The 20,354-nt window shown below is 73.9% G+C and carries 18 protein-coding genes; 8 read left to right on the forward strand and 10 right to left on the reverse strand.

The window, feature by feature from the left end; genetic code table 11:
• Positions 1-45 precede the first annotated feature (45 nt).
• The gene (locus E8D37_RS17285; protein WP_136571072.1) at positions 46-336 is read right to left on the reverse strand and encodes a hypothetical protein; all 291 of its coding nucleotides are present in this window, start codon (positions 334-336) and stop codon (positions 46-48) included.
• Positions 337-419: 83 nt separating this feature from the next.
• Positions 420-1,535: an alanine dehydrogenase gene (ald, locus tag E8D37_RS17290; protein WP_136571073.1), complete on the reverse strand. Its 1,116-nt coding sequence runs from the start codon at positions 1,533-1,535 to the stop codon at positions 420-422.
• Positions 1,536-1,757: 222 nt separating this feature from the next.
• Here ald and E8D37_RS17295 point away from each other — a divergent pair, with 222 nt between their 5' ends.
• The 3 genes from E8D37_RS17295 (at position 1,758) to E8D37_RS17305 (ending at position 4,404) form a co-directional block, all read left to right on the forward strand.
• Entirely contained in the window at positions 1,758-2,285 is a 528-nt protein-coding gene (locus E8D37_RS17295; protein ID WP_136571074.1) for an Lrp/AsnC family transcriptional regulator, read from the forward strand.
• Between the two features lie 192 nt (positions 2,286-2,477).
• Positions 2,478-3,875 carry an HNH endonuclease signature motif containing protein gene (locus E8D37_RS17300; protein WP_168929802.1) on the forward strand — a complete coding sequence of 466 codons (1,398 nt, stop codon included), beginning with the start codon at positions 2,478-2,480 and terminating at the stop codon, positions 3,873-3,875.
• Positions 3,876-4,032: 157 nt separating this feature from the next.
• Positions 4,033-4,404: a tetratricopeptide repeat protein gene (locus tag E8D37_RS17305; protein WP_136571076.1), complete on the forward strand. Its 372-nt coding sequence runs from the start codon at positions 4,033-4,035 to the stop codon at positions 4,402-4,404.
• 13 nt (positions 4,405-4,417) lie between these two features.
• Here E8D37_RS17305 and E8D37_RS17310 read toward each other — a convergent pair whose 3' ends face one another.
• Both E8D37_RS17310 and E8D37_RS17315 read right to left on the reverse strand, forming a co-directional pair.
• Positions 4,418-5,830, reverse strand: a complete 1,413-nt coding sequence (locus E8D37_RS17310) for an FAD-binding oxidoreductase (RefSeq protein WP_136571077.1) — start codon at positions 5,828-5,830, stop codon at positions 4,418-4,420.
• Positions 5,831-5,947: 117 nt separating this feature from the next.
• The gene (locus tag E8D37_RS17315) at positions 5,948-7,570 is read right to left on the reverse strand and encodes a PucR family transcriptional regulator (RefSeq protein WP_240770523.1); all 1,623 of its coding nucleotides are present in this window, start codon (positions 7,568-7,570) and stop codon (positions 5,948-5,950) included.
• A gap of 150 nt (positions 7,571-7,720) precedes the next feature.
• On the opposite strand from E8D37_RS17315, the gene E8D37_RS17320 reads away from it, so the two are divergent.
• Together E8D37_RS17320 and E8D37_RS17325 are read left to right on the forward strand one after the other, a co-directional pair.
• Positions 7,721-9,235 (forward strand): CoA-acylating methylmalonate-semialdehyde dehydrogenase, encoded by a 1,515-nt coding sequence (locus E8D37_RS17320; protein ID WP_136571078.1) that lies wholly within the window; start codon positions 7,721-7,723, stop codon positions 9,233-9,235.
• A complete protein-coding gene (locus tag E8D37_RS17325; RefSeq protein WP_136571079.1) occupies positions 9,228-10,622 on the forward strand; it encodes an aspartate aminotransferase family protein in 1,395 nt (464 codons plus the stop codon). The genes E8D37_RS17320 and E8D37_RS17325 overlap by 8 nt, the downstream gene beginning before the upstream one ends.
• 242 nt (positions 10,623-10,864) lie before the next feature.
• On the opposite strand, the gene E8D37_RS17330 is transcribed toward E8D37_RS17325, so the two are convergent.
• The 3 genes from E8D37_RS17330 to E8D37_RS17340 all read right to left on the reverse strand — a co-directional run bounded on the left by E8D37_RS17330 (position 10,865) and on the right by E8D37_RS17340 (position 12,519).
• Positions 10,865-11,341, reverse strand: a complete 477-nt coding sequence (locus E8D37_RS17330) for a hypothetical protein (RefSeq protein WP_136571080.1) — start codon at positions 11,339-11,341, stop codon at positions 10,865-10,867.
• 311 nt (positions 11,342-11,652) lie between these two features.
• Complete coding sequence (locus tag E8D37_RS17335) at positions 11,653-12,006, reverse strand: hypothetical protein (protein ID WP_136571081.1); 354 nt, start codon at positions 12,004-12,006, stop codon at positions 11,653-11,655.
• 219 nt (positions 12,007-12,225) lie between these two features.
• On the reverse strand, positions 12,226-12,519 hold the full coding sequence (locus E8D37_RS17340; RefSeq protein ID WP_136571082.1) for a DUF1905 domain-containing protein: 294 nt from the start codon (positions 12,517-12,519) through the stop codon (positions 12,226-12,228).
• 369 nt (positions 12,520-12,888) lie between these two features.
• On the opposite strand from E8D37_RS17340, the gene E8D37_RS17345 reads away from it, so the two are divergent.
• Together E8D37_RS17345 and ppsA are read left to right on the forward strand one after the other, a co-directional pair.
• On the forward strand, positions 12,889-13,824 hold the full coding sequence (locus tag E8D37_RS17345; RefSeq protein ID WP_240770524.1) for a pyruvate, water dikinase regulatory protein: 936 nt from the start codon (positions 12,889-12,891) through the stop codon (positions 13,822-13,824).
• 121 nt (positions 13,825-13,945) lie between these two features.
• Positions 13,946-16,354, forward strand: a complete 2,409-nt coding sequence (gene ppsA / locus E8D37_RS17350) for a phosphoenolpyruvate synthase (RefSeq protein WP_136571083.1) — start codon at positions 13,946-13,948, stop codon at positions 16,352-16,354.
• A 111-nt stretch (positions 16,355-16,465) separates the two neighbouring features.
• Here ppsA and E8D37_RS17355 read toward each other — a convergent pair whose 3' ends face one another.
• Together E8D37_RS17355 and E8D37_RS17360 are read right to left on the reverse strand one after the other, a co-directional pair.
• Positions 16,466-17,131 (reverse strand): response regulator transcription factor, encoded by a 666-nt coding sequence (locus E8D37_RS17355; protein WP_136571084.1) that lies wholly within the window; start codon positions 17,129-17,131, stop codon positions 16,466-16,468.
• Between the two features lie 138 nt (positions 17,132-17,269).
• Entirely contained in the window at positions 17,270-18,208 is a 939-nt protein-coding gene (locus tag E8D37_RS17360) for a B12-binding domain-containing protein (RefSeq protein WP_168929803.1), read from the reverse strand.
• A gap of 331 nt (positions 18,209-18,539) precedes the next feature.
• Here E8D37_RS17360 and E8D37_RS17365 point away from each other — a divergent pair, with 331 nt between their 5' ends.
• Positions 18,540-18,824, forward strand: coding sequence for a hypothetical protein (locus E8D37_RS17365; protein ID WP_136571086.1), 285 nt, complete (start codon positions 18,540-18,542; stop codon positions 18,822-18,824).
• Between the two features lie 43 nt (positions 18,825-18,867).
• Here E8D37_RS17365 and E8D37_RS17370 read toward each other — a convergent pair whose 3' ends face one another.
• On the reverse strand, positions 18,868-19,791 hold the full coding sequence (locus E8D37_RS17370; protein WP_168929804.1) for a sigma-70 family RNA polymerase sigma factor: 924 nt from the start codon (positions 19,789-19,791) through the stop codon (positions 18,868-18,870).
• Between the last annotated feature and the right edge of the window lie 563 nt (positions 19,792-20,354).

Here is a 20,354-nt window from a genome sequence, read left to right on the forward strand (position 1 = left end):
GGGTCCGGGGCTCGGTCCGGGCTCCGGGCCGCGGACCCGACCGGTTCAGACCAGCGCCTCGAGGAGCTCGTCCATCCGGGCCACGTAGGCCTCGGGGCTGAGCGAGCCCGCGGTGAGCCCGCGGCGGGCGGCGAGCAGCTGGAGGTGGACCGGGGCGGTGACCTCGGGCCGGGTGCGCTCGGCGGCGGCGAGCTCGCGCGTGAGTCGGCGGGTGAGACGGGCGCCCTCGGCGAGGACGGTCTCGTTGCCGGCGTCCTGCGCGGGCGTGGCGGGGGACGGGGAGTCGGGTGAGGTCAGGGGCACGTCACGGCGGTGCCCCGGGTCGAGGGTGTTCATGCGCTCTTCCGGGTGGTGCGAACGAAGGCCGGCGGCCGAGGGAGAACCTCGGCGGCCGGCCTTCGGGGACGCGCTGGGGTGCGTCAGGCGAGGACCTCGTCGAGGGAGACAGCATCGTACCCGGTGGCCTCGGCCACGGGCGCGTTCGTGATCTTCCCGGCGAAGGTGTTCAGGCCCTTGGCGAGGCCGGCGTTGCCGCGCATGGCGTCCTTCCAGCCCTTGTTCGCGAGCGCCACGGCGTAGGGCAGCGTCGCGTTGGTGAGGGCGTAGGTGGACGTGACCGGGACGGCGCCCGGCATGTTCGCCACGCAGTAGAACGTGGAGTTGTGGACCTCGAAGGTGGGGTCGTCGTGCGTGGTGGCACGGGTGTCCTCGAAGCAGCCGCCCTGGTCGACCGCGATGTCGACGAGCACGGAGCCCGGCTTCATGTTCGCGACGAGCTCGTTGGTGACCAGCTTGGGGGCCGCGGCGCCCGGGATGAGGACGGCACCGATGACCAGGTCGGCGGTGGTGACGTGCTGCTCGATGGCGAGCTTCGAGGAGGCCAGGCCGTGGACCCGGTTGTCGTAGCGCCAGAACGACATGCGCAGCTTGTCGAGGTCGGTGTCGAGCAGGGTGACGTCCGCGCCCATGCCGAGGGCGATGTTGGCGGCGTTCTGGCCGGAGACACCGGCGCCGATGACGACGACCTTGGCGTTGGCGACGCCGCCGATGCCGCCGAGCAGGACGCCGCGTCCGCCCTGGGCCTTCATCAGCGAGTGCGCGCCGACCTGCGGGGCCAGGCAGCCCGCGACCTCGGACATCGGGTAGAGCAGCGGCAGCGCGCCGGAGGCGAGCTGGACGGTCTCGTAGGCGACGCCGGTGGTGCCGCGCTTGACGAGCTCGTCGGTGAGGCCCTGGTCGGCCGCGAGGTGGAGGTAGGTGAAGAGGGTCAGGTCGTCGCGGAGGCGGTGGTACTCCTCGGCGACGGGCTCCTTGACCTTCATGACCATCTCGGCGTCGCCCCACGTGGTGTCGGCGTCGGGGGTGATGGTCGCGCCGGCGGCGACGTAGTCGGCGTCGGAGATCTGCGAGCCCAGGCCGGCGCCGGCCTGGACGAGCACCTCGTGGCCGTGGGCGGTGAGCTCGGCGACGCCGAGCGGGGTGATGCCCACGCGGTACTCGCGGTTCTTGACCTCGGTGGGGACGCCGATCTTCACTTTCGACTCCATTCGTGGGAGGGGTTCGGTGGGAGGCGTGCCGCGGCCGTGGACCAGCGCCGCACGGGTCGCCTCGTGCAGCCCCACTGTGGTCCTCTTCGGCGGCCGAGCGCCAGTGGCCGCGTGGGTGATTCGGTCAGGGCGTCGATCTTCCGACTATTCTTCGATCCGAGCCACCGGGGCCGCCTGGTCGGCTGAAGATCCTTCGAGGAGGCCGCACGAATGGACGCCCAGCCCACCACCGTGACCGCCCCGTCCGCCCCGTCCGCCCCGTCCGCCCCGCCCGTCCTGGACGACGTCGACGCCGCGATCCTCGAGGTCCTCGCGGTCGACGGGCGGATCGCCAACAACGCGCTCGCCGAGCGGGTGGGCGTCGCGCCGTCCACGTGCCTGGCGCGGGTGCGGGCGCTGCGCGAGCGCGGGGTGATCCGGGGGTTCGCCGCCGACATCGACCCCGCCGCCCTCGGCCACCCCATCCAGGCGATCATCGCCGTCGAGATGGCCTCCCACGCCCGGGACCGGCTCATGGCCTTCATGGACGAGGCACGGACCATGCGCGAGGTGCTCAACGTCTACCTGCTCGGTGGCGAGGCCGACTTCTTCCTCCATGTCGCCGCCCGCTCCGTCGAGGAGCTGCACGAGGTCGTCATCGGCCGGCTCTCCGGCAACCCCGACGTCGCCTCCACCCGCACGAGCCTGGTGTTCAAGTACGCGCGCTCCGGCCGCGTGCCGCTGTCGTCCGGTCGCTGACCGCCGTGGTGGCGCCCTGGTCTGGAAGTGAGCCATGAGGTGTCCACAGGGCTGGCGTGATGGGGTTGTTTCCACAGTTCAGCGGGGGTTGTCCACCGGTTCCGTCCCGGGAAGACGGGTGTGGTGGGACCGGTCCCGTTCCCGGGGCTTGTCAGGGTCTGACTGTCGGTGCCGGGTGGTTGCGTGGTGGTCGTGAAGCGACGCGGGGACGACGAGTGCGGTGGGCCCGGTGGGTGGGCGGTGCCGGGGGAGCCGGTGCCGCATCCGTTGCTGCGCGCGTTGGCTGAGGTGGACGTGACGGTGGGGCGTGCGTTGGGGGTGTCGTCGGCGGGTCTGGGTGAGGTCGAGGCGGGGGAGGCGCTGTTGGGGGTGACCGCGTTGGAGGCGCGGGTGGCTGCGTTGCGGTCGGTGGTGACGGCGCGGGCCGAGGCGGTGGGGGTGGGGTCGGCGTCGGGTGCGCCGAGTGCGGCGGCGTGGTTGGCGAACCGGTCTGGTGTCTCGGGTGCGCAGGCGCGGCGGCGGTCGCGGTTGGCGCGGGCGGTGGAGGGGTTCTCGCGGCTGGCGGGGGTCTTCGCGCGGGGTCTGGTCACCGAGGCGCAGGTCGAGGTGGTGGTGGTGGCCTTGGCTGATCTGCCGGCGGGGTTGGAGGGGTGGGTGTACGCGGCGGCGGAGGAGCTGATGGTGGAGGCCGCGGTGGACACCAGTGCGTTGCGGGGTGGGCAGATGGCGTTGGACCCGGTGCGGTTGAAGCGGCTGGGGAGCGAGCTGCTGACCCGGGTGGCCCCGGAGGTCGGGGAGGCGCGTGAGGCGAAGGTGCTGGCTGATCAGGAGCGGGTGGCGTGGGAGAACGCGGACCTGCGGTTGCGGCACGACGGGCAGGGGTTCACGTGGGGCACGTTCCGGATCCCGGTGGCGCAGGGGGAGCAGCTGGAGCGGGTGCTGCAGGCCTTGGCGTCCCCGGAGCACCACCGCACCACCGGCCGGGCCGGGGGGATCGAGCCTGGCGCGGGCGAGGGGTCTGGCGAGGGTGGCGGTGAGGCGTCTGGTGAGGCCGGGCGGGGGCGGGGCTGGTGGGTGCGGCCGTACCGGTTGCGCCTGGGGCAGGCGTTCGCGGAGTGGATCGATCGGTTCCCGGCGGAGCGGTTGCCGTCCTCGGGTGGGGTGGCGGCGCGGGTGGTGGTGACGATGACGCTGGCGGACCTGGTGGGCACGGCGCGGTCGGTCACGTTGGACACCGGGACGCGGGTCAGTGCGGGTCAGGCGCGGCGGTGGGTGTGTGAGGCGGGTCTGGTGCCGGCGGTGCTGGGCGGCAAGGGCGAGGTGCTGGACCTGGGCAGGGCGCAGCGGTTCCACACCCCCGCGCAGCGGTTGGCGTTGGGGCTGCGGGACCGGGGGTGCACGGTCGAGGGGTGCGGGGCGCCGCCGGCGTACTGCCACGCCCATCACGAGACACCGTGGTCGCAGGGCGGGGCCACGAGCGTGGAGGGTGCGCGGCTGTTGTGTCCGCACCACCATCGGCGGGTCCATGACCCCGGCTACCGGGTCGAGCCCGCGTCCGCGGGACGTATCCGCCTGCACCGGCGGACGTGAGCGGCGCCCGCGCTCCCGCGACCCCCCCGCACCATCACGACCTCCGGCCCGCCGGCACGGAGGCCACCGGCGCGCACCCAGAGCGCAGAGGCCCGGGAGCCCTGGCCGAGGCCCCGCACTCCGGAACACCGCGCCCGGCCAAGGCGTTGCAGGCGGCATGGAGAGGCGCGGGTACCACGACCGATACACCTGGGCGCAGTCGCTCTTCGGCATGAAGGACTTCCGGGGTGCCGTGAAGGAGCTGGAGTCGCTGCTGGCGGAGCTGGCGGTCGACGAGGACGCCGGCCGGGCCGGCGTGACCGACGCCCGGCTGCTGCTGGCGCGCGCCTACTACCACTCGGCCAGCCTCGGGCGGGCGGAGGAGACGGCCCGTGCCGTCCTCGCGGAGGACCCCACCGACGCCTACGCCTGCCTGCTGCTCAGCCGGACCCTGGAGCGCCAGTCCCGACCCGAGGAGGCGCAGATGCTGCTGCGTCGCGCGGCCGTCCTGGGCGCGCCCGGCACCAGCCTCGACGACCTGGACGGCTGAGCCGCCGCCAGCCTCAGGAGTCGAAGCCCAGCCCGACGGAGTCGAGCGCCCGGAGGAAGACGTTGCGCTCGCCGCGGCGGTGGTCGGCGCGGTCCAGGGACCACCGGGTCAGGTTGATGCCGGTGCTGGCGAAGGGCTCCGGCGGGAACGGCAGCGGCCGCTTGCGCACCATCGCGAGCTCGGTGCGCTCGGTCCGCTCCCCGGCGAGCCGGTCCAGCATCACCTCGGCGGCGAACCGCGTGGCGCCGACGCCGAGGCCGGTGAACCCGGCCGAGTAGGCGACGCGTCCACCCCGGGCGAGGCCGTGGAAGGCCGCGAACTGCGTGCAGGTGTCGATCGCGCCGGCCCAGCGGTGGCTGAACCGCACGTCCTCGAGCTGCGGGAACGTGGCGAGGAAGTGCGAGGCCAGCTTGGCGAAGGTCTCGGGGCGCTCCTCGTGGGCGACGTCCACGGACCCGCCGAGCGGGTAGATGGCGTCGTAGCCGCCCCAGAGGATGCGGCCGTCGGCGGTCGGGCGGGAGTAGTGGAACTGGTTGGCCATGTCGGCCAGGCCCTGCCGGTGCGACCACCCGATCGCGGCCTGCTGCTCGCTGGTCAGCGGCTCGGTCATGAGCACGTAGTCGTAGACCGGCACCGTCATGAGGCGGTTCCGCTTGAGCAGCGAGGGGAAGACGTTGGTGGCGAGCGCGACGCGGGTGGCGGTGACGGTCGCCCGCGCGGTGCGGACGCCGACCGGGCCGCTGCCCGAGGAGTCGAGCCCGACCACCGGGGAGCCCTCGTGGATCTCGACGCCGAGCTCCTCGGCGACGCGGGCCAGCTCCCGGGCCAGCCGGGCGGGGTGCACGAGCGCGGTGTCGTCCCGGCTCCACTGACCACCGAGGAAGAGCGGCGAGTCGATCTCGGCCCGCACGCCCTCGGCGTCCAGCACCCCCTCGCCCTCGAGCCACTCGAGCTGGTGCTCCTCGACGGCCACGGTCAGGTTGCCGGTGCGCTCGAGCTGGCAGTCGAGGCCGAGCTCGACCACGTCGGCGGCGAAGGCGTCCAGGTTGGCCTGGCCCAGCTTCTCCAGGGTGTCGTACTCGTCGGGCCAGCGGCTGCGGCCGTTCTCCTCGCCGTGGGTGAGGCTGGCCTCGCAGAAGCCGCCGTTGCGCCCGGAGGCGGCCCACCCGATGCTCTGCGCCTCCAGCAGGACGACGCGGGCGGCCGGGTCGCGGCGCTTGGCGAGCACCGCGGTCCACAGGCCGCAGTAGCCGCCGCCGACGACCACGAGGTCCGCGGTCGTCGAGGCGGTCAGCGGCGGCCGGACCGGTGCCTCGCCGGCGTCCTCCAGCCAGAACACGCTCGCGCGGCTCCCCTCCAGGGAGCGCTCGACGAGCTTGCGGGACGGGGCGTGCCGCTCGTACGCGGTCGGCTGGGCAGTCGCCATGCCCCCATCCTGCCTCGCGCGTGGGCGCCCGCGGGGCGGCGGAGTGTCTCGTCCGCGTGGCCTCACCCGACAGTCTGTCGGGTGCTGGTCGGAGCTCGGGGGAGGGGCGGGGGACGCCTACGAGCCGCTGTCGCGGACCTGCTCGGCCAGCAGCGCGACGTGCAGGGAGACCCGCACCTCGGGGTCGTCGAGCCGCGCGCCGAGCACCCGCTCGGCCCGCTCCAGCCGCGCGTAGAACGCCGCCCGGGAGAGGTGCAGCGCCGCGGCCGCGTCCGACTTGCTCGTCGGGTGCTCCAGCAGCGCCCGCACCGCGGCCACCAGGTCGGTGCCGTGCTCAGCGTCGTGCCGGCGCAGCGGCGTGAGCTCGCGCTCGGCGAAGAGGCGCAGCCGGTCGTCGTCGCCCAGCAGCGCCAGGAGGCCGCGCAGGTGGACGTCCTCCAGCCGGTGCACCGTCCGGGACCGGCCGGCGCCGGCCGAGGAGACCGCGTCGGCCACCTGGCCGGCCTCGCGCAGCGTCCGGTCGACGTCCTCGAGGAGGCCGACCGCGCGCCCGGCCGCGACGAGCAGGCGGGTGCGGCCCGGGGTGCCGGCCCAGCGCTCGCGGACGCGCGCCGCGAGCCGGTCCTCGGCGGGGTGCGCCCCGGGCGTGCCGGCCGCGGGCGTCGGCAGCGACAGGAGCACGACGACCTCGCGGGACTCCTCCACGACCAGGGCGGGCAGCCCGCTGGAGTCGGCGGCGTGCAGCACGGTGGTGAGCAGCTCGGGGGCGGTCCGGTCGCGCCCGGGCACCCGGACGGAGAGCCCGACGAAGACGCGGCGGCGGGTGGGGAAGCCCGCGAGGTCGAGGCGGCGCCGGACGTCGGTGCTGCCGGGCTCGCGCAGCAGCGCCGCGAGCAGGTCGGCGTGGGTGCGTCGCAGCAGGTGGCCGCGGTCGCGGTCGTGCAGCCGGTGCATCGCCAGGGCGGCGGCGGCCCGCTCGGCGACGGCGACGAGCCGGGCGGTCGGGGGAGCGTCCGCGCCGATGACCAGGCGCCCCCAGTCCTGGTCGCGCCGCCCGAGACGGGTCACCAGCCAGCCGTTGCGCTCGTCCCACCCGGTCCGCGCGCCCGGCCGCACCCGCGTCGACCGCGTCGACCAGTCCCGCAGGAACTCGCCGGGGTCCCCGCCCCCGACGCGGTAGTCGAGCACCCGGTGGTCGCCGTCCTCCAGCACCACCGGGCTGCCCGCGAGGCGCTGCACCGCCTCCAGCACCTCCTCGGGCCCGGCGCCGTTGAAGCCGAGCTCGGTGAAGGTGTCGTGCACCCGCTCGCTCTCGCGCAGCTCCGCCAGCTGGGCGTCCACGATCCGCTCCCCGACGGCCTGCGTGAGCGCGGCGAACCGCAGCTCGTGGTGGAGCGCGACGAGCGGCAGGTCGGTGGCGGCGCACGCCTGCACGAGCGCCGCGGGAAGGGCGTCGCGCCAGCGGCGGCCGAGCTCGACGACGAGGCCGGCGCACTCGGACTCGGCGAGGCTCGCGGCGAAGGCGGCCAGCGCGACGGGGTCGTCGGCCCCCTCCAGGCCCACGCCGGTGGTGAGCAGCAGGTCGCCGGGGCGCAGCAGCGGCGCGATGTCGCTCAGCTCGGTGGCGTGCACCCAGCGGATCGGCCGGTCCAGGGCGGACGCCCCGGCCACCACCTCCGGGTCCGCCTCGCGGACCAGCGGCATCGCCAGGACGTCGGCCAGCGTCACGTGCGCGTCCACCGACCGCCTCCTCGTCCTCCGGCACTGGTCCACCGGTCCTGGGCCCTCCGGCGTCGCCTGCGGACGCCCCCCGACGATCTGTCGGCCCGGCGTCCCGGATCCTACGGTCTGTCAGGTCGCCGGTGCGTGCCCGCCCGCGAGGATGGCCGCATGACGAACGAGATCGTGCACTGGGTCGGCGAGGAGCTGCGGGGCTCCTCCGACCGCTGGGCGGACGTGACCAACCCCGCCTCCGGGAAGGTGACCGGCAAGGTCGCCCTGGCCGACGAGGCCGACGCGCAGACCGTGATCGCGGCGGCCGCCGCGGCCGCCCCCGGCTGGGCCGGCACCTCGCTGGCGCGCCGCACGCAGGTCGTCTTCGCGTTCCGCGAGCTGCTCGCGGCCCGCAAGGACGAGCTCGCCGCCCTCATCACCGCCGAGCACGGCAAGGTGCACTCCGACGCGCTCGGCGAGATCGCCCGCGGCCTCGAGGTCGTGGAGTTCGCCTGCGGCATGTCGCACCTGCTCAAGGGCGGCTACACCGAGGGCGCCTCGACCGGCGTCGACGTCCACTCCAAGCGGGTGCCGCTCGGCGTCGTGGGCATCATCAGCCCCTTCAACTTCCCCGCGATGGTCCCGATGTGGTTCTTCCCCGTCGCCATCGCCGCCGGCAACGCGGTCGTGCTCAAGCCGTCCGAGAAGGACCCCTCCTCCGCCCTCTGGATGGCGCGCCTGTGGAAGGAGGCCGGTCTGCCCGACGGCGTCTTCACCGTGCTGCAGGGCGACAAGACGGCCGTGGACGCGGTGCTCACCAGCCCCGAGGTCGCCTCGATCAGCTTCGTCGGCTCCACCCCGATCGCCCAGTACGTCTACGAGACGGCCAGCAAGCACGGCAAGCGCGTGCAGGCCCTCGGCGGCGCCAAGAACCACATGCTCGTCCTGCCGGACGCGGACCTCGACCTGGTCGCCGACTCGGCCGTCAACGCGGGCTTCGGCAGCGCCGGCGAGCGCTGCATGGCCATCAGCGTCGTCGTCGCCGTCGACCCGGTGGGCGACGACCTGGTCGCCCGGATCGCCGAGCGTGCCCGCACCATCCGCGTCGGTGACGGCGCCCGGGGCGCCCACGACACCGAGGTCGACATGGGCCCGCTGGTCACCCGCGCGCACCGCGACAAGGTCGCCTCGTTCGTCGAGTCCGGCGAGAAGGCCGGCGCCAAGGTCGTCCTGGACGGCCGCGACGTCGCCGCCGAGGGCGGTCAGGACGGGTTCTGGCTCGGCCCGACCCTCTTCGACCACGTCACCCCGGACATGGAGGTCTACACCGAGGAGATCTTCGGCCCGGTCCTCTCCGTCGTCCGCGTGGCCTCCTACGAGGAGGGCCTCGCCCTCATCAACGCCAACCGCTACGGCAACGGCACCGCGATCTTCACCAACGACGGCGGCGCCGCCCGCCGGTTCGAGGCGGACGTCGAGGTCGGCATGATCGGCGTCAACGTGCCGATCCCGGTGCCGGTGGCCTACTACTCCTTCGGCGGGTGGAAGCAGTCGCTCTTCGGCGACAGCCACGCCCACGGCACCGAGGGCGTGCACTTCTTCACCCGCGGGAAGGTCGTCACCTCCCGCTGGATCGACCCGGCCAACCGCCCCGCGGGTGGCCTCGAGCTGGGGTTCCCGCGCAATGACTGACACCACCGCCCGCACCGGCCAGGGCAGCGACCTGGCCGACACCCACGACGCCCAGCGCGCCTACGAGCTCGACCGCGCGCACGTCTTCCACTCCTGGTCCGCCCAGGCCGAGCTCAGCCCGACGGTGCTGACCAAGGCCGAGGGCAGCCACGTGTGGGACGGCGACGGCAAGCGCTTCCTCGACCTCACCTCGCAGCTGGTCTTCACCAACCTCGGGCACCAGCACCCGCGCGTGGTGGCGGCGATCCAGGAGCAGGCGGCGACGCTGTGCACCGTGGCGCCGGCCTTCGCCAACGGCACCCGCTCGGAGGCCGCCCGGCTGATCGCCTCGCACACGCCCGGCGACCTCGACCACGTCTTCTTCACCAACGGTGGCGCGGACGCCAACGAGCACGCCGTCCGGATGGCGCGGCTGCACACCGGGCGCACCAAGGTGCTCTCGACCTACCGCAGCTACCACGGCGGCACCGACCTGGCGATCAACGTCACCGGCGACCCCCGCCGCTGGCCGAACGACCGCGGCGCGGCCGGGACCGTCCACTTCTTCGGGCCGTTCCTCTACCGCAGCCCCTTCCACTCCACCACGGAGGAGGAGGAGTGCGAGCGGGCGCTGGCCCACCTCGAGCAGGTCGTCGCCCTCGAGGGCCCGTCGACCATCGCCGCGGTCATCCTGGAGGCCATTCCCGGCACCGCCGGGATCATGATGCCGCCGGAGGGCTACATGGCCGGCGTCCGCGAGCTCTGCGACCGGCACGGGATCATGATGATCGCCGACGAGGTCATGACGGGCTTCGGCCGTACCGGCCGCTGGTTCGCGATCGAGCACGCCTCGCACGCCGACGGCAGCCCCGTCGTCCCCGACCTGCTCACCTTCGCCAAGGGCGTGAACTCGGGCTACGTGCCCCTGGGCGGCGTGGCGATCTCCGAGGCCATCCACCAGACCTTCGCGCACCGGGCCTACCCCGGCGGGCTCACGTACTCGGGGCACCCGCTGGCGTGCGCCGCCGCCGTCGCCACCATCCGCGCGATGGAGGACGAGGACGTCGTGGCGCGGGCCGAGCGGCTCGGCACCGAGCTCCTCGGGCCCGGCCTGCGGGCCCTGGCCGCCAAGCACCCCGTCATCGGCGAGGTGCGCGGCACGGGTGCGTTCTGGGCGCTCGAGCTCGTCGCGGACCCCGCGACCCGCGAGCCCCTGGCGCCCTACGGCGGCAGCAGCCCCGCGATGAACGCGGTCGTGGCGGCCTGCAAGGAGGGCGGCATCCTGCCGTTCGTGAACTTCAACCGCATCCACGTCGTCCCGCCGCTGGTCATCAGCGACGACGAGGTGGCCGAGGGCCTGGCCGTCCTCGACGCGGCGCTCGAGACGGTCCGCGACCAGGTCGGCTGACGCCGGCCGCCGGCCGCGAGGCTCCCGCCTCACGCAGCACAGCACGGCGCCCCGTGACCCGAGGAGGGTCACGGGGCGCCGTGCTGCGGTGTCGGTGCTGCGGTGTCGGTGCGGCACCCGGCTGGTCGCCGGGGCGGGTGGAGCGCGTCGGAGGCGGGGAGCGTCGTGGCGCGGGATGGTCGGAACGGTCGTCCTGGTGGTGGGGTGCGGGTAGTGCGTGGGTGCTGCGCGGGTGCTGCTGCTCAGCCGGCCTCGCGCTGCCGCGCGTCGCGGTCGGCCAGCAGCCGGGCGAGCACGGAGAACACGAGCACCAGCGCGAGGGTGCGCTGGGTGAACGTCTGCCGCAGGACGGGCGCGAGGATCTCCGCCCACTCCTCGTCCTTCGAGGCGACCTCGGACAGCAGCTGCTGCGCGAGCGCGTCGCCCGAGCCGCCGGCCAGCATGAACGTGACGTCCAGGTGCGTGGCCCGCGGGTGGACCCCGACGCGCAGGAGGTCGTCGTCGGTCACCGCGACGGCCGCGGCCGCCAGGGTGGCCATCAGCCGTTCCTCGCCAGGACGCGCCGGCGGCGTCGGCCACAGCGCGAACGCGTTGCGGGCGAACTGCCGGCCCAGCCTCAGGCACTCGTCGGGCTGCGGCTCCCAGACCTCGATCTCCGGGTCGTGGGCGCCGTCGGCGCCGGTCACGCCGTCCCAGGGCCCCGGTGGGGGGTCGGGCACGGCGTGCAGGGGGGTGAAGATGGGCGGGGTCGCCTCGTCGGCGTCCCTCTTCCAGGGCTTCTTCGGTCGTGGGCCGGGTGGCCCCGTGGGTCGGTCCCACTCGTCCGACGGCGGGTGCAGGGGGCCGCGGGGGCGCTCCTGGCCGAGTGCCTTCCGTGGCACTCTCCGCCGACGTCCGAGGGCCCACCACGGGCGCCCGGCATCGTCGCGACGGGTCATCTGATCACGCCTCCGTGCGTGCTGTCGGAATCCTTCCGAGGCTCCCATCGGCACCGCTGTGCGCGGCCTGAGGGGCGCCCGACCCGGAGTCGTCAGGCGCCGGTGGACGACCCCCGGTGGAACGTGAGGACCACGTCGGCCACGTCCGCCTCGCCGCGCAGGAGCGCGCCGGCGAGGACGTCGCCCAGGGCCGCGCCGACGGACTCGGCGTCCGGCACCGGCAGGCTGAGGCCGAGGTGCGGCAGCTCGACGGCCCAGCCGTCCTCGGTGCGGCGCACGCGAGTGACGAGGGCCTCCGGGACGCCCGGCCCGTCGGCCTCGACGTCGGCGTGTGCGTCGGCCGGGACCGGGGCAGGCGTGGCGGCCGCCGGGGCCGCCGGAGGAGCCGCCGGGGGGACGGGCTTCTTCGCGGCGCGGGGCCGGCGCAGGTGCGAGGTGCCGATCATGAGGGACCTTCCGAGACTCTCGTCAGGATTTCCCGACGAGGCACGAGGATCGCACGGAGCGGGCCGGCATGGGAGCGTTCGCCCGTCCTGCCCGCATCTCGGTCACGACCCTCGCCCCGGCGGGTGGCTCCCGGCCCGGTCCGGTTCCCGTCCGGACCTGCCGGTGCCCGTCCGGGCGGTTCAGGCAGTCGGGTCAGGCAGTCGGTTCAGGCAGGCGGGTCAGGCCGGTGAGCCCAGGTCGAGGTGCACCTCGACGACGTCCCCGAGGGCGATGCCCTCGGCCCGGCGCACGGCCACCTTGAGCGGCACCAGCCAGGTGCCCTCGCGCGGCATCAGCGAGGTGGTGAAGGACGTGTCCCCGACCCGGCCCGTGACCGGGATGCAGCCCCACCCGTAGGTGAGGCCGGCGGCGACCTCGCGGAGGAGGTCGGCGTCGTCCTCGTCGAGGGGGACGAAGTGGTGCGGTGCGGGCCCCCGCCACTCGATCACCGGGCCCTGGATGGTCAGCTCCACGGGGCTCGCCTCCTCCGGCTACCCGGACGCGGTGGGTCCGCATCGGCGCCCGCCCACCCTAGTCAGCGGGCCCGCCCGGAGGTGCCCGGGAGAGCGCTAGCCCAGCGGTTTCCCACCCGATGAGGCGGTGGATCGATCCAATCGGGGAAACGTGACCGAGGACACGTCCGTGGGCGTGAATCTGCTGGTGGACTGCTCCCGCCGGGCCGGTCCAGCGGGCTACGGTTCGTGACCACCCGGCGGCCCCGAGCCGCCCGGGTGGGGCCCGACGTCCGACCCCGGACGGGGCTCGGCCAGAGCTGGGACGGGCCCGGGGCGACACCCACGGACCGACGGCGAACGAGCGGCACGACGAGCAGGAGGGTGCGCGTGGTCATCCAGCATCCCGGCGAGGTCGGACGCTCCGGCACGAGCGCGAGCACGGGCAGCACCGGCTGCGCCGTCCTGGACGTCGTGCGCCGTGCCGTGGCCGAGGAGAGCACCCCGGTCCTCTTCCTCTCGGACTCCACGGGCATCAGCGCGGAGACGATGGGCAACGCCCTGCTCATCCAGTTCCCCGACGTGCACTTCGAGCGCGCCACCATCCCGTTCATCGACTCGCCCGCCGCGGCCCTCGAGGTCGTCGCCGAGCTGGACGCCGCGATGGACGAGGGCGTCACGCCCCTGGTGTTCTGCACCGCCGCGGACACCGGCGTGCGCACCGCGCTGCTGACGTCCAAGGCCCCGGTCATCGACCTGTTCGACCAGCACATGCAGAAGGTCGAGAGCATCCTCGGCCGCACCGGCGAGCGGGAGGCCATGCGCCTGCACGGCGTCGGCGACATCAAGCGCTACAACGCCCGGATGGCGGCGGTGGAGTTCACCATCGAGCACGACGACGGCCAGAGCCTGCGGGCCCTCGACAAGGCGGACGTCATCCTGCTCGCCCCCTCGCGCTGCGGGAAGACGCCCACGTCGATGTACCTGGCCCTCCAGCACGGGTTCTTCGTGGCGAACTACCCCCTGGTCGACGAGGACCTGGAGCTGGACAAGCTGCCGCGGCCGGTGCAGGAGCACCAGGAGCGCTGCTTCGGTCTCACGACCACCGTGGAGCGGCTCAGCCGGGTCCGCAGCGAGCGGCGCCGGGGCTCGCGCTACGCCTCCACCGAGCAGTGCCGCTGGGAGCTGCGCCGCGCGGCCACGATCTACGAGCGCCACCGCATCCCGGTCATCGACTCCTCCGAGAAGTCGGTGGAGGAGATGGCGACCCTCATCCTCCAGCAACGCGTCGCGCAGGTGCGCGCGCAGGGCCGCGACCCCCGCTGAGCACGCCGCCGCCGCGAGCCGCGGCGCCGCCCCACGCCGGAGCACCCCAGCCGCCGGCCCCGACCTCTCCCCGTCCACGTCAGTACGACCCACGGTGCACCACGACGAGAAGGAGCCATCCATGAGCGAGCCCACCCACCCCGGCAACGTCCGGTGGTTCTCCGAGCTGGGGCTCGGCGACCTCGAGCAGGTGGGAGGCAAGAACGCCTCCCTGGGCGAGATGGTCAGCCACCTCACCGACCTCGGCGTCCGCGTGCCCAACGGCTTCGCCACGACGGCGGACGCGTTCCACCGGTTCATCGGCGACACCGGCCTGGCCGAGCGCATCTCCGGCATCCTGGCCGGCCTCGACATCGAGGACACCCGCGCGCTGGCCGCCGCGGGCAAGGAGATCCGCGACACCGTGGTGGCCCAGCCGTTCCCGGCCGACCTGGAGGCCGACGTCCGCGCCGCCTACGAGCAGCTCGTGGCGGAGTCCGGCGGCGAGCCGTCCTTCGCGGTGCGCTCCTCGGCCACGGCCGAGGACCTCCCCGACGCCTCCTTCGCCGGCCAGCAGGAGACCTTCCTCAACGTCCGCGGGATCGACGCGATCCTCACCGCGATCCGCGAGGTCTACGCCTCGCTCTACAACGACCGCGCGATCGCCTACCGGGTGCACCACTCGTTCGCCCACGACGCCGTCGGCATCTCCGCGGGCGTGCAGAAGATGGTCCGCTCCGACATCGGCTCCTCCGGCGTCATGTTCACGATGGACACCGAGTCGGGCTTCACCGACGCGGTCTTCGTGACCTCGGCCTACGGCCTGGGCGAGGGCGTCGTGCAGGGCGCGGTGAACCCCGACGAGTTCTACGTCTACAAGCCGGCCCTGCGCGCCGGTCGCCCCGCCGTCCTCAAGCGCGGCGTCGGCGCCAAGGCCACCAAGATGGTCTACACGGACGACGCGACCGTCGGCCGCACGACGGAGTTCGTGGAGGTCGACCCCGCCGTCTCCCGCACGCTCTCCCTCACGGACGCCGAGGTGACCGAGCTGGCCGCGCACGCGCTCGTCATCGAGGAGCACTACGGCCGCCCCATGGACATCGAGTGGGGCAAGGACGGCGTGGACGGGAAGCTCTACATCCTCCAGGCCCGTCCGGAGACGGTGCAGTCGCGCAAGTCCGGCGCCCTCGAGCGCTTCGCGATCGACAAGGCGGCGACGAAGGTCGCGGACGTGCTCGTCGAGGGTCGCGCGATCGGCCAGAAGATCGGCGCCGGCTCGGTCCGGGTCCTCTCCTCGCTGGAGGACATGCACTCCTTCAACGCCGGCGAGGTGCTCGTCGCCGACATGACCGACCCCGACTGGGAGCCGATCATGAAGCGCGCGTCCGCCATCGTCACCAACCGCGGCGGCCGCACCTGCCACGCGGCGATCATCGCCCGCGAGCTCGGCATCCCGGCCGTCGTCGGCACGGGGGACGCCACGAAGACCCTCTCCGACGGCACCGCCGTCACCGTCTCCTGCGCGGAGGGCGACACGGGCCTCGTCTACGCCGGCGCGATCGACTTCTCCGTCGAGCGCACCGAGCTCGACACGATGCCCGACGTACCGGTGAAGATCATGATGAACGTGGGCACCCCCGAGCAGGCGTTCGCCTTCTCGCGGCTCCCGCACTCGGGCGTCGGCCTGGCCCGCCTGGAGTTCATCATCAACCGCCAGATCGGCATCCACCCCAAGGCGCTGCTCGACCTCGAGGCGGACGCCGAGGCGCTGCCGGTCGACCTGCGCACCGAGATCAACGAGATCATCGCCGCCTACGACAGCCCGCGCGACTTCTTCGTCAAGCGCGTGGCCGAGGGCGTGGCCACCATCGGCGCCGCGTTCGCGCCGGAGAAGGTCATCGTCCGGATGAGCGACTTCAAGTCCAACGAGTACGCCAACCTCGTCGGCGGCGAGCTGTACGAGCCGCACGAGGAGAACCCGATGATCGGCTACCGCGGCGCGTCGCGGTACCTGTCGAAGGACTTCGCGGAGTGCTTCGCGATGGAGTGCGAGGCGCTGCGCTACGTGCGTGACGAGATGGGCCTCACCAACGTCCGGATCATGATCCCGTTCGTCCGCACCCTCGCGGAGGCCAAGGGCGTCATCGACCTGCTCGCCGAGCACGGCCTGCGCCGCGGCGAGAACGGCCTGGAGGTCGTGATGATGTGCGAGGTGCCCTCGAACGCGGTGATCGCGCCGCAGTTCCTGGAGTACTTCGACGGCTTCTCGATCGGCTCCAACGACATGACCCAGCTGACCCTGGGCCTGGACCGCGACTCCGGCCTCGTGGCCGAGTCCTTCGACGAGCGCGACCCGGCGGTCAAGCACATGCTCAGCCTGGCCATCCAGGCCTGCAAGGACGCCGGCAAGTACGTCGGCATCTGCGGCCAGGGCCCCTCCGACCACGCGGACCTCGCGGAGTGGCTGCTCGAGCAGGGCATCGAGTCGATGTCGCTCAACCCGGACACGGTCGTCGACACCTGGCTGCGCCTGGCGGGCCAGAAGGCCTGACGCCCCACCCGTGCTGCGGGGCCCGCGAGGGCCCGAGAACGCCGAACGGCCCCGAGGCAGTGCCTCGGGGCCGTTCGGCGCAGAGAGGGTGGCCGCGGTGCGGCCGGCGGGTCACACCGCGACGGCGGCGTCCTCGTCGACGAGGCCGTTCGCCATGCCCCAGGCGACGGCCTGGGTGCGACGCTCGACGTCGATCTTGCGGTAGGCCTGGCGGATGTAGGTCTTGATCGAGTTGATCGAGAGGCCCAGCTGCTCGCCGATCTCGCCGTTGGTGAGGCCGGCGGTGATGAGCGTGAGGATCTCCAGCTCGCGGGGGGTCAGGCGGCTGCCCGCGGGGCCGGACGGCTGCGTCGGGGTGCGCAGCTGGGCGGGCTCGGGGGCGGGCGCCTCGACCGGCGCGGGGGTGTGCTGCGGCGGCGCGGGGACGCCGCGGCCGGAGACGATGTCCTCCATGGCGACCACGAGCTGGGCCGCGGTCATCGCCTTGGACAGGTACGGGGTGGCGGCGGTGGTGGGAAGCTGGTCGCCGGGCGCCCAGCTGAACACGACGGCCTGGGCCTCGGCGGCGGCCTGCAGGTTGCGCAGCATGGAGGCGCTGAAGGCCGACTGGCCCATCGGCTCGTACAGGACGACGTCCACCTCGTCGGGGTGGGCCAGCGCGGTGCGGACGTCGACCAGCCGCACGCGGGAGTCGTAGTTCTTCAGCAGGCACTCGAGGCCGGCGACGGCCAGGTCGTGGTCGTCCACCAGGGTCACGGTCACGGGGGAGTTGCTCATCGGGTTCACCTCTGCGTCTCGAAGTCGGGGGCGTCACCGCCCACACACCCTCTGTATCCGCTTCGGAGACGGTTCAATCACCCTCACCCCTTCGGATGTTCCGGTGGGGTGGATCACACCCGGGAGGGTGAGGGGCGCTCAGGCCCCGGGTGCCTCGTCCTCGGCGACGGGTCCACCCCGGCGCACCAGCAGCTGGGCCGCGGAGATGGGGTCGCCGGACAGCAGCTCCCCGCCCCAGGACGCGGCCAGGTCGTCGTCCGCGCCGGCTCCCGCGAGGAGCAGCCGGGCGGAGCCGGCGATGCGGCGGACGATCTCGACGGCGTGGTCGGGGAGCTCGAACACGGCGCGCGCGGTGCCGGCCAGGACCACGACGTCCGGGTTCACCACCTCGACCGCGACCTCCACGCTCGCGAGCGGGGTGTGCGGACCGAGGTAGCGGGTGCGCCAACCCGCGCGCTGGAGGACGACCTCGAACGCCTTGAGGGCGATGTCGTGGGACTCCTTGGGCGGGCAGGCGAGCAGGACGAGGGGGCCGGTGCGCGAGCCGGGACCCGCCGCCAGGGCGGCCAGGCGGCCGCGCACCACGTCGGAGGCGAAGTGCTCGTCGGCCACGTCGAAGTCGCCCATCTGCCAGCCCGCGCCCACGGAGACCAGGAACGGCAGCAGGACCTCGCGGATGGTGGTCTCGACGGAGAGAGCGGCGAACGCGCGGTCGATCGTGTCGTGCATGGAGCCCGTGTCGAAGGCGGTCATGGCCGTCTCGAGCTCGGCGCGGAGGCGGGCGACCTCCTCCGACGAGGTGGGCGGGCGGGGCCCCGGGCCCGTGGGGGCCTGCGCCCGGTCGTCGGCCAGGATGCGGGCGGCGGCGTCGGCCGCCGGCACGCCCTCGGCGCGGGCCTCAGCCATGGCGCGGGCCCGGCGCTCGTCCTCGGGGCCGTACATCCGGTACCCGCCCGTGGTGCGGACCGGGGTGAGGAGGCCGTAACGCAGCTCCCAGGCGCGCAGCAGCGTCTCGGACACGCCGACGCGCTTGGCGAGCGCGCCGATGCGGAAGCGTCCTGGCGGCGTCGTGACCACCGGGCGACTCCTTTCCTGCGGCCCTCGGGGGCCTCCCTCGCGGCCCGTGGCGCTCGGGGCCCGCCGAAGGTGCAACTCTAGACGAACCTTCTACGTCTCACCTCGCCCGCGCGGGCTTCGCCCACCCTCTCCGGAGGGTCGGGAACGGGGACGCTCGAGCCGGGGATCATTTCACGAGCGGTCCTCGCACGCGTGCGCGGCACGCGGGACCTGCGGCAGGCTTCACCCGGGCGGACCTTAGACGAACCTTCGACCGTGTGCTTTGATGACTGAGTACGACCGGCAGCGACCGGCCTGAGTCCGCGACAACGCCGCACGAGAGGTATGTGCCATGTCCGAGCGACAGCCGCTGGGGCGGCTGGTCGACTCCCTGGGGGTCGAGCACCGACCGCAGGACGGGGAGCTCGTGCTGGGCGCCGTCGTCCTGCTCAAGGTCATGGAGCCGGACGGCGAGGTCTCGATGCGGGCCGCCTGGTCCCCCGGGTTGAGCTGGATGGAGCGGGTCGGCATGCACCAAGCCGCCGCGGCCGCCGACATGCCCGAGCGTCCGGCGGACGTGTGGGGCGCCGACGAGGTGGTCGAGCGCGACGTCGACGAGGACGACGAGCTGCGCTGACCTCGCGCGCCGCCCGTCGGCACGGCGCGGCGGCCGCTCCGCGTCATGCCGCAGCCACGTCGCCGATGGCGCTGCGCAGCTGGAGGAGCACCCGCTGCAGGGTTCGGGAGACCTGGACCTGGGTCATGCCGAGGCGGTCGGCGATGGCCTGCTGCGAGAGCTGCTGGCCGAAGCGGAGGTCGAGGACCCGGCGCTCGGTCAGCGAGACCTGGCGCAGCACCCGGTCGAGCAGCGCGCGGGTCTCGGCCCGCTCGAGACCGTCGTCGTCGGACGCCGGCTCTCGCACCTGCTCGCCGACGACCCGGTCGAGCGACGGTGGCGTGAACAGGTGCCGCGCGGTCAGGGCCTCGCGCACGGTGTCCACCTCGGCGTCCACCTGGGCGGCGAGGGTGGCGAGACCGGCGTCGTCGAGCCGGTCGCGCTCGCCGCCGGCGCGCACCAGGCGGGTGCAGGTCTCCTGGACGCGGCGGGGCGGGCGGATGGTCCAGCTGTGGTCCCGGAAGTGGCGCCGGATCTCACCGGTCATGCTCGGGACGGCGAACGACAGGAGGTCGACCTCGCGGGAGGGCTCGAAGGTCCGCACGGCGCGGACCAGGGCGAGGTAGGCGACCTGTCGCAGGTCCTCGAGCGCCACCCCGCGGTTGCTGTAGCGCCGGGCGACCGCCTCGGCGACCCGCATGTTGACCTCGACGACGGCGTCGAGGCAAGCGCGGCGCTCCGTCTCGTCCCCCGTCGCGGCGGCGCGCAGCAGCAGCGTCCTCGTGATCTGTGCACGCTCGTCGTCCGAGAGTCGGGAGGCGCCGACGACCCGGGGGGCGTCCTGAGGGCTGTCCTGCAGCACGCGGTGCTCGGGCCCCCGCCCCTGCCGCTCGCTGCGCTGGTGCGTGGGCGCGTCGCCGCGGCGGCCCGGACGGGCCTGCCGCCGGTGGTCGTCGCGTCGGGCCTCGTCGGCCGGTCCAGCGCTCATGCGTGCTCCTTCGTCCCGCTCCGGGTGCCACCTCTGCCCGGGGGTGCCGAGGTGGCGCATGCACAGAGTAGTCAGCCATCCACAAACCTTCTACAGACTCACCCCTTAGGACCCATGCCGTGAAGGAAGCGTGAAGGCCGGCGCGTCCAGCGCGGCGTCGATCCGCGCCTCCGTGCGCGAGTGGGCGACCTCGAGGTGGGGCGGGGTCCGCGGGCTCGACCGGGCGGGCCCGACCGCGCGGTCGCGGCGGGTCGGGGCCGGTCGCGGTGGAGGCCGACGCCAGGGCGGGCAGGGGATGTGAGTCGAGCTGTGGGAGGGCAGAGTCGGGGCCCTCAGGGTTCGGGTCAAGACTCCTCCCGAGCCGCTCGCGTGGGGGCGACGACAGCCCCGCCTGACGGTGTCGAGAATTCACCTCGCGGTGGCACAGGATTTGGACAGGTGGCGCCCAAGGTTTCTGCTGCACCGCGCTGACCTGCGGTTTAACACACCATCTGGGGTATCTGCCCCGCGGATCCGCCTGTCGGGCGCGGCCCCGCTGGACGCTGCTGGCACGACGTCAGGGG

It is taken from the genome of Nocardioides sp. GY 10127, assembly GCF_004919085.1.
In the GTDB taxonomy this organism is placed as follows: domain Bacteria; phylum Actinomycetota; class Actinomycetes; order Propionibacteriales; family Nocardioidaceae; genus Nocardioides.